This window comes from Bowmanella denitrificans, from assembly GCF_039522935.1.
GTDB lineage: Bacteria > Pseudomonadota > Gammaproteobacteria > Enterobacterales > Alteromonadaceae > Bowmanella > Bowmanella denitrificans.
On the sequence record NZ_BAAAEI010000012.1, the window covers coordinates 44,119 to 59,701 of the forward strand.

Consider the following 15,583-nt stretch of genomic DNA (forward strand, 5'->3'; position numbering starts at 1 on the left):
CCCACACGAGTCGCAGGGATGATTGAAGTAGAAAAATTGAGTCGCATCTATGGTAGCGGAGAAACCCGCGTAACAGCACTGGATGATGTGTCGTTGCGCATCGGTGCAAATGAATTTGTCGCCATCATGGGTACATCGGGTTCAGGTAAGTCCACCCTGATGAATATTCTCGGCTGCCTGGATTCTCCCACCACAGGCCAGTACCGACTGGCAGGCCAGAATATCGCCAGCCTGGATGATGAGTCCCTGTCAGGGATCCGCAACCGCCAGATTGGCTTTATCTTCCAGACATTCCATTTATTGCCGCGATTAAATGCGGTGCAGAATGTCATGCTGCCGCTACGTTATTCAGATATCAGTATTCAGGACGCCCGTCAGCGTGCCAGTGATATGCTCGCTCAGGTGGGCCTTGGTCATCGCGCTCACCATAAACCATTTGAAATGTCTGGTGGGCAGCGCCAGCGGGTGGCTATTGCCAGGGCTTTGGTCAATCAACCCAAAGTGATTTTTGCCGACGAACCCACCGGCAACCTGGATACCCGTACTTCCGAAGAAATAATGGCTTTGCTAACCGGGCTGCATAAACAAGGGCAAACCATCGTCATGGTCACCCATGAGGAAGATATTGCCGCCCATGCCGGCCGTATTATCCGCATGAAAGATGGTCTGGTAGTGGAGGACAGCTTATGCAATTAAGAATTCTATTGCTGGCCTGGTTGTCATGTCCCTTGCTGGCCAGCCCCTTATTACTCACAGGTCAGGTCAGGGCGGCAGACAGTCAGGTGTTTTATGCACCACGCACCGACAACTGGCGTGTGCAGGTAGACTGGATGATGAAGGAAGGTCAGGTTGCCCAGGTCGGCGATCCCGTAGTGGTATTCGATGGCAGTGGTATTCAGGCCAGTATTGATCAGGAAGAAGTCAGCCTGATCAATGCCCGAGAAGAGCTGGTTCGCCAGCAGTCAGACGGAGAGCTAAAAGTACTGGAAGCCCAGTCGGGCCTGGACAGAGCTGAGCTGCTGGTACAAAAAGCACGGCTGGATGCGTCGGTACCCAAGGGCACACACAGCACCTTTGATTATGAGAAGTATCAGTTGGAGCTGGAAAAGGCCCTGGTTGCCAAAACCAAAGCGGTGGATAAGCTGGATCAGGCCAAATTCAGCCACCAGACTGCCCTGGAGAAGCAGCAACTTAAAATTGAAAACCATGAGCGGCAACTGGCCTACCACCGCCACAAGCTGACCCTGATGAATCAAACCGCCCAGCGTAGCGGCCCGGTTATCTATGCCGATCACCCCTGGAATGGTGAAAAAATGTTTGTCGGCGCTACTGCCCAGCCCGGTTGGCGTATTGCCGAAATTCCGGCCATTTCCGGTTTATATGTAGAGGCCTGGGTGCACGAAGCCGACCAGGCAAGACTGCAACCCGGCCAGGCCGCCTGGTTGAGCCTGGATGCCTTCCCCCAGCGGCGCTTTGAGGCAAAACTCAAGGATGTCTCGCAACAACCCGAACAACGGCGCGAATGGGGTAATGATGCCTATTTCCGCGCCACCTTTGAATTTGATGTGCCGGACAATCTGACCTTGCTGCCGGGTATGAGTGCACAATTGGAACTGCAGGGAGAACAGGATGTATAAATGGCTATCGCTGCTGTGGCTGGGCCTGTTAACCGCCTGCAGCCCACCACAAGGTCAACAGGCACAGCGGGAAAAACTAACCAATCTGGTGGAAGCCAGTGGTGAGCTGAAACCGCTGCAAAGCGCGGTGTTGGCACCACCTGCGGTGGAACGCATGTGGCAATTCCAGATCAAGCATATGGCACCGGATAACAGTCGGGTTGAAGCAGGACAACTGGTACTGGCCTTTGACGATAAACAGGTCAGAGACCGGTTGCTGGACAAGCAGGCAGAGCTGGCCACCGCAGAAAAAGAACTGGAAAACCAGACACTCAAGCAAGAAGCCGATGGCGAGGAATTAAAACTGCAATTGGCAGAAATGCAGATGAATTACGATAAAGCCAAACGCCGGGCTGACATCGTTGATAACTCCCGTTCCGAACTGGAACGGCAAAAAAGCGTACTGGACTTTAAAATCGCACAAATTGATCTGCACCTCGCCAAGGAGAAACTCAATCATCATCATGCCTCCAAGGCCCGCAACATTAAATTGGCCAGCGGTAAAGTTGAGCGCCTGCAAGGGGAAGTACGCGAGTTACAGCAATCTATCGACAAGCTACAGATCCATGCCCCTTTTGCCGGCATAGTGCTGTACAAAGCAGACTGGAATGGCGAAAAGCCCCTGGTGGGGGAATCGGTTAATTTTGGCCAGGCGGTATTGGAAATTGCCAAGCCCGATCAGCTACAGGTGATTGCCCAGGTACGTGAATCCGACAGTGGTCAGGTGAAACCCGGCCAAAGCGTTGAAGTTATTCTGTCCGGTAGTCAGGAAGTGGTGGTCAGCGGCAAGGTGGAGTCCCTGGGCCAGGTATTTCGCAATATGTCGCGCCAGGATAAACGGCGTATTATTGATGCCGCCATCGTACTGGATACGGTCGATCTGGACAGTATGCGACCCGGTATGACCGCCAGGGTTAAAATTCATACCCAAACCTTTGATGAAGCCCTGACCTTACCTCAGCAACTGGTGAAGAAGGATGAGCAGGGTTATTGGGTAATGCTGGCCGACGGTTCCCGCCAGGATGTGGAAGTCACGTCACTGACCCAGGGTAAGGCTGTGATTAATCAGGGGCTGAGCGAAGGGGATTGGGTGCTGCCATGAAAAAACTGATGCCTTTTGCCCTGTTACTGCTTGGTGCCTGCAGTGAAGATACAGAACAAATTCCCTTGTACGAGGCCAATCAGCAAACCTTGTCTGTGGTGGTGCCCGCCAGTGGTGAGTTGTTTGCGGCCCGTTCAGAAATGGTAACGGCCCCGGCCTTTCGTAATGGCCCACAAAGTCTGGCCTGGCTGGCTCCTGAGTTTAGCCAGGTCAGCAAAGGAGACGTGATTGCCCGTTTTGACGCCGAAAGCTTGCAATTACGGGCAGAGCAGTCACAACACCGCATGGCCCTGAGCGACCTGGATATTCAGGAAAAAGATGCCGAACTCAGTACCCAGGGCGATGCTATCAGCAAAGACATCGAACTGGTGGGAGAAGAAAAAACCTTTGCCGAGCAGTTCGCCATCGAAGACCTGCAGATCCGCTCTAAACTGGAAATACTGGAGTCTTTGCAGGACAAGGAATATCTGGGTGCCAAGCAGGAATATCTGCATTGGAAAGACGACAGCTTCCAGCAAAGTTCCGCCGGTGAGCTGGGCTTGCTGGCCATGCAAAAATCTCAGCACCAACAGCGCCTGGAGTCTTTTACCAGCAGTTTGGATTTGCTGGAAGTCAAAGCCCCCCATGATGGCACCCTGGTGTATTATGCCGACTGGTCTGGGCAAAAACCCAGTGTCGGGCAGACTATGTGGCCAGGCTCGAAAATTGCCACACTGCCAGATTTAAGCCTGATCAAGGCCAAGCTTTTTGTACTGGAAGCCGAAGCGCTAAGCCTGGCCCCGGGGCAGGCTGTCAGCCTGTATCTGGTAGCACAACCGCAGACCGAACTGAAAGGCGAGGTGGAATCGGTGGCGCCTATGCCATCCAGCATCCGCCGCAATGATCCGCAGAAATATTATGAAGTAACCGTCAGCCTGAATCAGCAGAACAGGGATCTTTTGGTGCCAGGGCGGAAAGTGGAAGCAAAGATTCAGGTGCTGGACCAACCAGACAGCCTGGTGGTGCCGCTGCAAAGCCTGTTTAACCAACAAAACCAGCATATTGTTTATCGCAAAAACGGCAGTGGCTTCGACCCTGTTCCCGTGCAGATAGGACGTACCAGTTTGTCGTTTGCTCAGATCCTCAGCGGTCTGGAAGAGGGCGATGAAGTGGCGTTGGTGAATGTTAAGGATGCACAGCCATGAAGTACCTGATGTTGTTGCTGGATACCCTGGAAGAGCTGCGCCAGCATGCCCTGCGCACCTTTTTAACTCTGCTGGGAATGATTTTCGGTGTTGGCGCGGTGATTGCCATGCTGAATATCGGGGCCGGGGCCGAACGTGAAGCCCTGCGTATGATCGACAGCATGGGCCTGCGCAATCTGATCATTAATGCGCGTGAATTCGAGCAGGAAGCCTTACAGGAACAGCGTAAGCATTCCCGCGGCCTGAGTTTGCGTGACGGTGAAATTGCCACCACCAGCCTGCCCTTTGTCAGCGATTTCGCCGCACAACGCAAACTGGACACCTACGAGTTATTCAGCCTGTCCGGGCGCAGCGACGGTGAAGCCGTCGGGGTCAGTGCCAGTTATTTTGAACTGAGTAAGCTGGACCTGGCCGAAGGCCGGGTACTGAATGACGAAGACGAACGCCATCTGGCTCAGGTGGCGTTGCTGGGGGCCAATACCGCTGCCCAGTTGTTCCCGCTCGGCGATGCGCTGGGGCAGAATATCAAAATTAACCACTTGTGGTTTAAGGTGGTAGGTGTGCTGCAAGCCCCGTTTCTGAGTAAAGAAGAATTCCAGGGGATTAAGCTGGGCGGTGAACAAAACCAGGTGTTTATTCCCTTGCAAACTGCCATGCGTAAGTTTCCGGCCGAATGGCTGGACAGCGAGATCAGCAGCCTGAAGCTGAAAATCAGCGAAGACACTGATCCTATGGTGGCGGCTAAGGCCATTAACAGGTTACTGGAACAGCGTCATAACCAGATTGACGACTACGATATGCTGGTGCCGGCCGCTTTGCTGGCCCAGCAAAAGCAAACTCAGCAGATTTTTAATATCGTCATGTCCTGTGTGGCGGGGATTTCCCTGCTGGTTGGCGGCATTGGCATTATGAACATTATGCTGGCCACCGTATTAGAGCGCACCACAGAAATCGGCCTGCTGCGCGCGGTAGGCGCTACCTGCCAGGATATTCGCGTGCAGTTTGTGGCAGAAAGCCTGACCATTTCCATTGTCGGCGGCCTGCTGGGGATTTTATTTGGTATTGGCCTGTCGGAAGTTATCGCCTTGTTTAGTGGCTGGGCGGTGAGCTGGTCACTGGCCGCGATTATTCTGTCCTTCAGTATCTGTACCGCTATAGGCCTGGGTTTTGGTATTTATCCGGCGGTCAAGGCATCGCAATTAGACCCTATTGAAGCCTTGCAGCATAACTGACCTTACAATCTGCGGTTAAGTAGCCAGAAAAAAGGGTTGCAGTTGCAACCCTTTTTACGTTTCAGCCTATCAGGCCTTAGGGCCAGCCTGACGAATCTCTTCAGATACGGCGTATTTGGCAAAGTTCTGTTTAAACTCTGCGGCCAAACGGCTGGCGTACTCGTCATATTTAGCCTGATCTGCCCAGGTATTTCTGGGATTCAGTAGTTTGCTGTCCACCCCATGCACAGCCACTGGAACATCCAGGTTAAGCTGTTCAATATGTTGGGTTTCCACCCCATCCAGCTTATTGTTAACAATGGCGTCCACCACCGCACGGGTAGTAGGAATATCAAAGCGCTTACCTTCACCATAAGGACCGCCAGTCCAGCCGGTATTCACCAGATATACTTTGGCACCGAATTCACGTACCCGCTTCATCAGCAGCTCGGCATAGACGCCAGCCGGACGCGGGAAGAAGGGGGCACCAAAGCAGGTAGAGAAGGTGGACTCAATGGCGGCTGTGGAGCCAATTTCGGTGGAGCCCACCTTGGCGGTGTAGCCAGACAAGAAATGATAAGCAGCCGCCTGTTCTGACAGAATAGATACCGGTGGCAATACACCACTGACATCGCAAGTCAGAAACACTACGGCGCGGGGTTCACCGGCACGATTGGCCACTTCACGCTTTTCAATATGCTCCAGCGGGTAAGCGGCGCGACTGTTCTGAGTCAGGCTGCAATCCTGATAGTCCGGTTTGCGTTTGTCATCCAGCACCACGTTTTCCAGTACCGTACCGAAGCGAATAGCGTCCCAGATGACAGGTTCATTTTGTTGTGACAGGTCGATACATTTGGCGTAACAACCGCCTTCAATATTAAATACCGAGCCAGGTGCCCAGCCATGCTCATCGTCACCAATCAGAAAACGCGAAGGATCGGCTGACAACGTGGTTTTACCGGTGCCAGACAGGCCGAAGAACAATGTCACGTCACCCTGTTCACCAACATTGGCACTACAGTGCATAGGTAATACATCTTTGCCCGGTAACAGGAAGTTTTGCACCGAGAACATGGATTTTTTCATTTCCCCGGCATAGCGCATTCCCGCCAGCAAGACTCTGCGTTTGGCGAAATTGATAATCACCACACCGTCTGAGTTGGTGCCGTCACGCTCGGGTTGACAGATAAAGCCTGGGGCATTCAGAATTTGCCAGGCATCTTTACCGGCGTGATTCCAGTTTTGCGGGCGAATAAACAGGTTACGGGCAAACAATTGGTGCCAGGCTGTCTCTGTGCGTACCTGCAACGGCAGGTAATGTTCTGGATCAGCGCCCACTTCCAGGTGCGACATAAAGTGGCTTTTACCCAGTAAATAGGCTTCGACTCTGTCCCAAAGTGCATCAAACTGGCTTGCATCGAATGGGCGATTCACCGCGCCCCACTCAATGTCCTGTTCAGTAGAGGCTTCCCTGACAATAAAACGATCTTTGGGTGAACGACCCGTGCGGGCACCAGTTTCCACCACCAGCGCACCATTGGCGGCCAGTTTTCCTTCGCCGCGGGCCAGCGCTTGTTCAATTAACTCGGCAGGGGTTAAATCCACTAACACATTGGGGGGAACAGAGGTCATCGGGGTACTCCAGATTAAAAACTTTCAGACGGTATTTCAGTATTATTTTTTGCCGCGCATCATACAGTAATAAAGGCTTTGTTGGCCAAACAAAGCGAATATTTTTTCAGCAAAACTGAAAGTCTTTCATTAATTTGATCTAATACTTTCAGTTATGCGGCAACTCTGGATGATGTCGGCAAAAAACTGGAACTTTATAACGGCCAAAGCAAAGCGTTGTCGGTTTACGCCAACTGATACCCTTGCTGCCGGATGGCGATGGTCTGACAAAACACAAGCCGATCTGACCTCTGGGCATTTTTTACTTGCATAGAGTAAAAGATCTACTATCATAAGTTTCGTTGTGAAACTTAATATTTCGATTTGATGTATAAACGAAACACTCAATTTCGTCGACGCGCCATAGTCGACCGCCTGATGTCGCAGGGAGAAGTGACAGTGGATGCCCTGACCAAGGAATTCAGCACCTCCGAAGTGACCATCAGAAAAGATCTGACCGAGCTTGAACGCAGTGGATTATTAGTGCGTAAGTACGGCGGTGCGATGTTGCTGCCGCAGGATGCCCCGGAACTGGAAGAAGAAGTTTCGTTTCGAAAGATATCCATTGCCAAAGCCGCCAGTCAACTGATCCGCGACCATAACCGCATCATTATCGACAGCGGCAGTACCACCTCGGCCCTGATCCCGGAACTCAATCATAAGCGTGGCCTGGTGGTCATGACCAATGCCCTGCATGTGTCTGCCAGTTTGCTGGAACTGGAAAACGAGCCCACCGTGTTGATGACCGGCGGCACCTGGGACAACCAGTCACATTCTTTTCAGGGCCAGATGGCCGAACAGATGCTTAGGGCCTATAACTTTGACCAGGCCTTTTTAGGCGCAGCCGGGCTGGACCTGGACAAAGGTACCACCACTTTTAATGAATTAACCCAGTTATCCAAGGTAATGGCCGAAGTGGCGCGCGAAGTGATTGTGCTGGCCGAATCCGAAAAGCTGCAACGCAAGATACCCAATCTGGAGCTGCCCTGGTCACAAATTTCCGTGCTGGTCACGGACGATCAGATCCCGGCAGCCGCCAGACAACAGATTGAACAGAAAGGCGTACAGGTAATCTGCGCCAAAACCGAATAAACGGAGAAACAACATGTGTGGAATAGTGGGCGCCATCGCCGAACGTAACGTAGTCAGCATTTTGCTGGAAGGATTAAAACGTCTGGAATACCGCGGCTATGACTCCGCCGGTGTGGCCGTGCTGGATAGCGAAGGTCAGTTGCAGCGGGTACGTCGCACCGGCAAGGTGCAGGAACTGGCCGATGCACTGGCCAGCAGTCCCATTAAAGGCAGTACCGGTATTGCCCATACCCGCTGGGCCACCCATGGCGGCGTCACCGAGGCCAATGCCCACCCGCACTTTTCCACCGAACGCATTGCGGTGGTACATAATGGTATTATCGAAAACTATCTGGAACTGCGTGAACAATTGCGCGGCCAGGGCTTTCACTTCAGTTCCGACACCGACACCGAAACCATTGCCCATCAGGTGGAGCTGGAACTGCAAAGCGCCGACAGTCTGCTGAGCGCAGTGCAGCGTGCGGTGAAAAAATTCCATGGTGCCTACGGCACAGTGGTGATGGATCAGCAAAACCCCGAGCATGTGGTGGTGGCCCGTTCAGGCAGCCCGCTGGTGATTGGTCTGGGTATTGATGAGAACTTTATTGCCTCGGATCAGTTAGCGTTACTGCCGGTAACCCGCCGCTTTATCTTTTTAGAAGAAGGCGATGTGGCACAGATTAGCCGTACCCAGGTACATATATTCGACAAGGACGGCCATGAAGTACTGCGCCCGGTACATGACTCGGATATTGAACACGATGCCGGTGACAAAGGCGGCTATCGCCACTATATGCTCAAGGAAATTCATGAGCAGCCTACCGTGGTGCGCAATACCCTGCAGGACCGCTTAAGTGACGAAGGGGTGGATCCGCGTATTTTTGGCGCCATGGCCCCGGATTTACTGGCCAAGGTTAAGCATGTACAGATTGTCGCCTGTGGCACCAGCTATCACTCAGGTATGACGGCCCGTTACTGGCTGGAGCAATATGCCAATGTGTCCTGCAACGTGGAGATCGCCTCAGAATTCCGCTACCGCAAGTCGTTTGTTCACCCTGACAGCTTGCTGGTCACCATCTCCCAGTCTGGTGAAACCGCCGACACTCTGGCGGCACTGCGCCTGGGCAAGGAACTGGGCTATATGGCCAGCCTGACCATTTGTAACGTACCTGGTTCGTCCTTGGTACGGGAGTCCGATCTGGCCTTTATGACCCTGGCGGGCGCAGAAATCGGCGTGGCTTCCACTAAAGCCTTTACTACCCAGTTAACCGGATTGTTAATGCTGACACTGGCGCTGGGGCAGTTTAACGGCATGACCACCAGCGACCATGGCAAGATTGTCAGTGCTCTGCACAGTCTGCCGGCCAAACTGGAAGAAACCCTGGCGCTGTCCGCTGGTATTGAAAAACTGGCGGAAGAATTTGCCGATAAACATCACAGCTTGTTCCTGGGTCGTGGCGATCAGTATCCCATTGCCATGGAAGGGGCACTAAAGCTTAAAGAAATTTCTTATATTCACGCCGAAGCTTACGCGTCCGGTGAGCTTAAACATGGCCCGCTGGCGCTGATTGACGATGAAATGCCGGTGATTGTGGTAGCACCGAATAATGAACTGTTGGAAAAACTTAAATCCAACGTTGAAGAAGTACGCGCTCGCGGCGGCATCATGTATGTATTTGCCGACAAAGACGCAAAATTTGCCAGCGACGCCACCATGCGGGTGATTAACCTGCCGCATGTGGACAGTGTGACCGCGCCTATCGTGTATACCCTGCCACTGCAGTTGCTCAGCTACTACGTCGCCATTATTAAAGGCACCGACGTCGACCAGCCACGCAACCTGGCCAAATCTGTGACCGTGGAATAAGTTTCCAACCAAAGCCTTTGGGGCCTTCGGGCCCCTTTTTTAATATTTTGACTATCACTTGATATTTTCATCCAGGAACGCACGAATAACAGGGATGATCTCATTACCGTGAGTTTCCAACGCAAAATGCCCGGTGTCGTAAAAGCGAATATCCGCATTGGGAATATCACGTTTCCATGCTTGTGCCCCTGCGGGTAGGAAAAAGGGATCGTTTCTGCCCCAAACGGCCAGCAAAGGCGGTTGATGCTTGCGAAAATATGCTTGGAACTGAGGATACATCGCCACATTGCTGGCGTAATCGAGCACCAAATCTAACTGAATCTCAGCGTTGCCAGCTTGAGAAATATGCTTTCCTTCCAAAGTATAAGCATCTGGTGATACCAGATGCTTATTTGATACGCCTTCCAAATATTGCCACCTTATCGATGCTGGAGTGAAGAACTCTCGCAAGGCATCACGGCTGTCTTGCGTGCGCTCGCGCCAGTATTTTTGAATTAGTGCCCAGCCTTCGCTCAAGCCGTCTTCATAGGCATTGCCATTTTGCGATACTATAGCGGTTATCCGGGAAGGGTGCTTAATGGCCAGACGCCAACCGACAGGAGCCCCGTAGTCATGCACTATCAAAGCATAGCTATCCAGTTTAAGTTGCTCGGTAAACTGATCAATGGTCTGTGTCAACTGACCGAAGGTGTAGCTGTAATTAGCTCTGGCAGGTGATTGGGTAAACCCAAAGGCCGGTAGGTCTGGTGCTACCACGTGATAGCTGTCGGCCAGTTGGGGGATTAAATCGCGAAACATAAAAGAAGAAGCTGCAAATCCATGCAAGAGCAGAACAGTAGGTTTTTCAACACTTCCCGCCTCACGATAGAAAACGTTGACGTCTCCAACTTGCTCATAGCGATAACTAATCTGATTGGGCGCAGCCTCAGATACTGGCACGATGCCAGTTAATATAAGACCTGTCAGACATATCTGGTTAAAACTCATAAAGCCATCGTAACCACTAAAACCAAATTTGAAGGTTACGCCACACTTTGGTAACCTGTCAAATATCATTTTTAAGGTTACATTTGAATTATGAAATCAACGACCCAACTGCCTGCTGGCACGCTCTTCTTGGCAGACAATGTTGCCCTCGACTTTATCAATACCCAATATGGGGCAGGTGACCACCATCACGATGGTTTCACCGATGACAATAGCGTCATGACTTGGCTGCAGGCGGCCAAGTTGCTTTCGCCTGAAGTTCAGAACAAAGCCCCTACCGGGCTGCTCGTGCTCGCACGCCAGTTGCGCAATCAAGCAAGAGAAGTAGTGGCTGCGGCAATGACCGGCTCTTCAGCAAAGTCTGAACTGATCAACCAAATATTGGAGCTGGGACGCCCAAGAAGGGAGCTGACGTGGGATAGTGAAAACAATGCATACAAGCTTATTACCCAAATCCGTGATAACAGTCCAGCCTGTCTGCTTGAGCCTGTCGCGAAAGCACTTGCGCAGTTGCTCACCAGCAGTAAGTTTGAATATGTCAGGTGCTGTGAAGCAGATGATTGCGTTTTGCTTTTTCATGACTTAACCAAGTCACACCGACGCAGATGGTGCAGTATGGCAACCTGTGGAAACCGCATGAAAGTGGCAGCATTTCGCGCCAGAAAGGGCAATAGCACCAATGGCAAGAGATTAAGTAAAGATGGAGATAAACCATAGTCTGGGTATCTGGTTACGGTAGATACGTTTACCGAAACTTTGCAGTTCAGAAACCACAAGTTTCCAATCACTGCTGGCAAACCAATTACACCCTGTAGCACTTATTCACTAACTGTTCGTTTTTTGCTCTGACTTTCTAATTAACATCTGACTAACTTTTCGCCCCATCATGCCAATGGAAGGGACAATGCCTAATTTCTGCCGGTGTTATTTCGTCTGTTCAGCCAAAGTGCTAGCCATTTTTATGGCGACAGCAACCTATGCTCAGGGTTCTGCAGAGCGCCTTGCCGGCCACTATATCGTTGTTCTGGATGGACCAACAATCTCAGCGCCCTCTGACCAGCTGCAACTGGCAACCCAGTCGGTTTCTGCCCTTGCCCGTCAGCAAGTTCATCATCAGCAGCAGGTATTTTCCCGGCAGGTAAAACGGCAGGTGCCAGGCGCCCGCATAAAACGTCGTTTTGATACCTTGATCAATGCGGTGGAAGTGGCTATCGACGACAGCCAGTTACCCGCCTTGTTGGCGCTACCGGCAGTGAAACAGATTTACCCGGTAAGAATGCGTTATGCCCATCTGGATGCCAGTCATCAGGTCACCGGCAGTGTGCAGGGCTGGCAACTGCTGGGCGGGCAGCAGCATGCTGGCAAAGGGGTAAAGATTGCCATTATCGACTCTGGTATTCAGCCGCGTAACCCAATGTTTTCCGACAACGGTTTGGATGCGCCGGATCTGGCCAAGCATAGCTGGCTTCAGGAAAACCCGGACTATTGTCGTCAGGTCGGGGGAGACCCAAATTTTTGCAACAATAAGGTGATTATCGCCCGGGTATTTCCGCCTTCGGAAGACGATATATTTCACTTAGAACCTGGCGTCGAGATTTCACCACTGGACAACAACCGCCATGGCAGCCATGTGGCCGGTATCGCCGCCGGTGTGCCGATTGATGTCACCTTCGAAGATGTGAATGTAAGCTTGTCCGGCGTGGCACCCGGTGCCTATCTGATGGTCTACAAGGCGCTGTTTGATAATGGCGGCGTTGTCAGGGGCTCGGATGCCATGCTACTACAAGCGCTGGAATACGCGGTAAAAGACGGCGCAGACGTGATTAATAACTCCTGGGGCGCCATCCAGGACGAAGACCCGCAAGCCTCGGTGTTTGCCGCAGTGTTTGCTGTGGCAGAGCAAATGGGCATAGTGATAGTCAATTCCGCCGGGAACAATGGTGCCTGGGGTGATAATGCGATTAATTGCCCAGGTTGTATCGAGTCTGGTATCACGGTAGCAAACAGCACCCACGGCCGCACTTTTGGGCATAAGATAACCCTTGGGGATATGCAGATTGTCAGCTCATCGGGTGATAATCTGCTGGCCTTTGAGGACTTGCAACTGCCTCTGATGTCAGCCCGCAATCTCAGTTCTGATGCCTGCAACAGCATTAGTACAACGGTATTTAGCGGGGCAGCAGCACTGATTGATTACAACAACGGCTGCCCACTGGATACCCTGGCGCACAACGTTGCACAGGCCGGTGGCCAGGCCCTGTTGATTTATCAGGAAAACTTATCTGATTTTGAGACGCTGCGGCCTTTTAACCAGATTTCCGGTGATTTCCCCGTACCGGTATTAGGCCTGACCAGAGAACAGGGGCGCATGTTGCAGGAGCGGGCGCTGACTCCAATCAGTGTCACGATATCCGGCAACCGCGAGGCATTGGTAGATGAAAGCCTGTATAACCAGTTAAATCCGGGCAGCTCGGTGGGCCCGAATACCAATCCCAATGTGCTTAAACCCGATATCACCGCACCAGGCACAGATATTCTGTCTGCCGCCGCACCTCGCCCGGATGTGATATTTCCGCCAGGCCTGCCGCCCATGTCGGATCCGGATAATGAGCAGCCGGTGTTTGCCCTCATCAGTGGCACCAGTATGTCGTCACCCCAGGTGGCAGGTGCTGCCGCACTGCTGCGCCAGGCACATCCCGACTGGAGCGCCGCTCAGATTAAAACCGCGCTGACCTCTACCGCCAGCGCCAGCATCAAAAAAGAACAAGCCACTGCCACCCCTTTTGAACAAGGCGCGGGCCTGCTGAATATTGCGGCGGCCATCGAGGCAACATTAACCTTTACATCCGCATCCCATGCCCATGGTGCTTGTGTGGCGCGCTGTCATTTTGCGAATCAAATAACCAATGTCAGTGATCAGGACCAGTCTGTGCAGGTCAGTATTCAACTGGACCATCCGCTGGCGTCCTACACACTGGCGCAACCTTATTTTGATTTATCTGCAGCGGGTTCATCCGGCTCGTCAGCCAATCTGAGCTTCAGTATCGACACCTCGGCAGTTGAAAACGCTACCTGGGTATTTGGCAGAGTGGTGTTGACCCTGAGTAACGGTAAAATTCAGCAGCTCCCAATCGCGGTCTATGCCAATGACAACAGCGACACCCGGGCATTAAGCTCCAATATTTCCCTCGGCCCGGATGGTCAGTTAAACGCCACCACCAGAGTCAGAAACATAGATTTTGTCAGCCCGCCCTCTCTGAGTATCAGCACGCCAGACTTTGCCACTATCCTGGCTAACAGCATCCGCACTGACACTTCTAACGGCCAAACCAACCAGCTGGCTATCAACAGCGATGGCAAGTTGCTTTGGCGGGGCACACTTAGCGCGGGCAATATGCAGTTGCAACCAACTACGGCCTGGAACGCACCAACCTTAAAAGCCAGCGGCGTGCCGCCGGTGGCCTGCCAGGACAGCTGTTTCGCCTTTTCCAAACAGGTGGATTTTCCCTTTATTTACCATGGTCAGCAGTATCAGGGAATTACGGTATCCAGCAATGGCTTTATTGTGGCAGGCCAGATGGAACTTGGGCCGTTTGACGCCAACCCGGTGATGACGTTGCCCAGCGAAGACAAGCTGAATAACGTTATTGCCCCGCTGTGGGCCGAGTACGATCTGCGTAACCCCGGCAACCCCGACGACAGTGGCCAGGGTGAACTTTATATCGATACGGTCAGTTGGCAGGGCGAGGAGTATCTGGTGGTTGAATGGAATCAGGTGGGGTTGTTCGGTTATGACGAGGAAGGCTATGAGCCTTATACATTTCAGGTCATTATTAAAGCCAACAGCGACCAGATTCTGTTTAACTATCTGCACGTTACGCAGTTAGTTAATGCCATCATAGGGGCGGAAAACCATGATGCCACCCTGGGTGTAACCTATTCGCCGCAAACCAACGGCTTAACCTTACCCATGCCTATCCAGGGCAGCAACGTGTCGCTGGCCTTAACCTCACAACCGGCCGGCATGGCAGATATTCACTATGCCATTGCCCTGCAAGCAGCGGGTATCCAGGCCCAGGCGGATGAGATCCGTATCGAGGAAGATCAGTCTGTCAGCATTGATGTGCTGAAAAATGACAATCCTCCACGTGACCTTGTTATCACGGCCGAACTGACCGGCACAAAACAGCGCACGGAGGCACAGCGTTTAATGTCTTTACCCTTGCCGCCGCTTGATGCCTCCACTCTGAGTATTTTGTCGGCGCCATTGCAGGGTCGTGCCGCGGTTGTAGAAGGTCGTATCAATTACACCCCTGACCCAAACTTTAATGGCCATGATACCCTGACGTATCAGGTTGCTGACCAAACCGGTGAATTGTCAACGGCGACCCAGGTTACACTGATTGTCTCTGCGGTTAATGATGCGCCCAGCATCGACACTATTGCCACACAGCTGGTAGCGCCAGGCACTGATGTCAGCGTGATTGCCCAGGGCAGAGACGCAGAAAACGACAGCCTGACCTGGACCTGGACACAAACAGCAGGACCTGCGGTATCCATGACAACGGATGCCAATCAATTACAGTTTCGAGCACCGAACAACCCGGCGGGTGCCAGTTTGTCGTTTTCTGTCACGGCCTCTGACGGCCTGTTATCCAGTACCCCGCAGCAGGCCAAGGTAACGGTAAGGGCAACGGAAAAAGCAGCAGATAATCGTTCAGGTGGCAGTCTGCACTGTGCCTTACTCTATCTGCTGATATTACTGATGGCACGAAAAGCCAGCTTAACGCTATGCAACGCTTGAAGGCATTCAA

General features: G+C 52.4%; 11 protein-coding genes. 9 read left to right on the forward strand and 2 right to left on the reverse strand.

The window, feature by feature from the left end:
- Nucleotides 1–18 precede the first annotated feature (18 nt).
- Genes ABD028_RS11215 through ABD028_RS11235 form a run of 5 tightly spaced genes read left to right on the forward strand, consistent with a single transcriptional unit; the run spans nt 19 to nt 5,194 of the window.
- The gene (locus tag ABD028_RS11215; RefSeq protein ID WP_343844925.1) at nt 19–696 is read left to right on the forward strand and encodes an ABC transporter ATP-binding protein; all 678 of its coding nucleotides are present in this window, start codon (nt 19–21) and stop codon (nt 694–696) included.
- On the forward strand, nt 687–1,637 hold the full coding sequence (locus tag ABD028_RS11220; RefSeq protein WP_102794596.1) for an HlyD family secretion protein: 951 nt from the start codon (nt 687–689) through the stop codon (nt 1,635–1,637). Before ABD028_RS11215 ends, ABD028_RS11220 begins: the two co-directional genes overlap by 10 nt.
- On the forward strand, nt 1,630–2,778 hold the full coding sequence (locus ABD028_RS11225) for an efflux RND transporter periplasmic adaptor subunit (protein ID WP_102794597.1): 1,149 nt from the start codon (nt 1,630–1,632) through the stop codon (nt 2,776–2,778). Before ABD028_RS11220 ends, ABD028_RS11225 begins: the two co-directional genes overlap by 8 nt.
- On the forward strand, nt 2,775–3,962 hold the full coding sequence (locus tag ABD028_RS11230; RefSeq protein ID WP_343844928.1) for an efflux RND transporter periplasmic adaptor subunit: 1,188 nt from the start codon (nt 2,775–2,777) through the stop codon (nt 3,960–3,962). Before ABD028_RS11225 ends, ABD028_RS11230 begins: the two co-directional genes overlap by 4 nt.
- Entirely contained in the window at nt 3,959–5,194 is a 1,236-nt protein-coding gene (locus ABD028_RS11235; RefSeq protein WP_343844930.1) for an ABC transporter permease, read from the forward strand. Before ABD028_RS11230 ends, ABD028_RS11235 begins: the two co-directional genes overlap by 4 nt.
- A 69-nt stretch (nt 5,195–5,263) precedes the next feature.
- Here the strand turns inward: ABD028_RS11235 and ABD028_RS11240 are convergent, their stop codons facing one another.
- Nucleotides 5,264–6,805 (reverse strand): phosphoenolpyruvate carboxykinase, encoded by a 1,542-nt coding sequence (locus ABD028_RS11240; RefSeq protein ID WP_343844932.1) that lies wholly within the window; start codon nt 6,803–6,805, stop codon nt 5,264–5,266.
- Nucleotides 6,806–7,171: 366 nt separating this feature from the next.
- Here ABD028_RS11240 and ABD028_RS11245 point away from each other — a divergent pair, with 366 nt between their 5' ends.
- Both ABD028_RS11245 and glmS read left to right on the forward strand, forming a co-directional pair.
- Entirely contained in the window at nt 7,172–7,936 is a 765-nt protein-coding gene (locus ABD028_RS11245) for a DeoR/GlpR family DNA-binding transcription regulator (protein WP_343844934.1), read from the forward strand.
- A 13-nt stretch (nt 7,937–7,949) separates the two neighbouring features.
- Nucleotides 7,950–9,782 (forward strand): glutamine--fructose-6-phosphate transaminase (isomerizing), encoded by a 1,833-nt coding sequence (gene glmS, locus ABD028_RS11250; protein WP_343844936.1) that lies wholly within the window; start codon nt 7,950–7,952, stop codon nt 9,780–9,782.
- 54 nt (nt 9,783–9,836) lie between these two features.
- Here glmS and ABD028_RS11255 read toward each other — a convergent pair whose 3' ends face one another.
- Nucleotides 9,837–10,769: an alpha/beta fold hydrolase gene (locus tag ABD028_RS11255; protein WP_343844937.1), complete on the reverse strand. Its 933-nt coding sequence runs from the start codon at nt 10,767–10,769 to the stop codon at nt 9,837–9,839.
- Nucleotides 10,770–10,859: 90 nt separating this feature from the next.
- Here ABD028_RS11255 and ABD028_RS11260 point away from each other — a divergent pair, with 90 nt between their 5' ends.
- Nucleotides 10,860–11,486, forward strand: a complete 627-nt coding sequence (locus ABD028_RS11260; protein WP_343844939.1) for a CGNR zinc finger domain-containing protein — start codon at nt 10,860–10,862, stop codon at nt 11,484–11,486.
- Between the two features lie 244 nt (nt 11,487–11,730).
- Entirely contained in the window at nt 11,731–15,573 is a 3,843-nt protein-coding gene (locus ABD028_RS11265) for a S8 family serine peptidase (protein ID WP_343844941.1), read from the forward strand.
- The last annotated feature ends 10 nt before the right edge of the window (nt 15,574–15,583 follow it).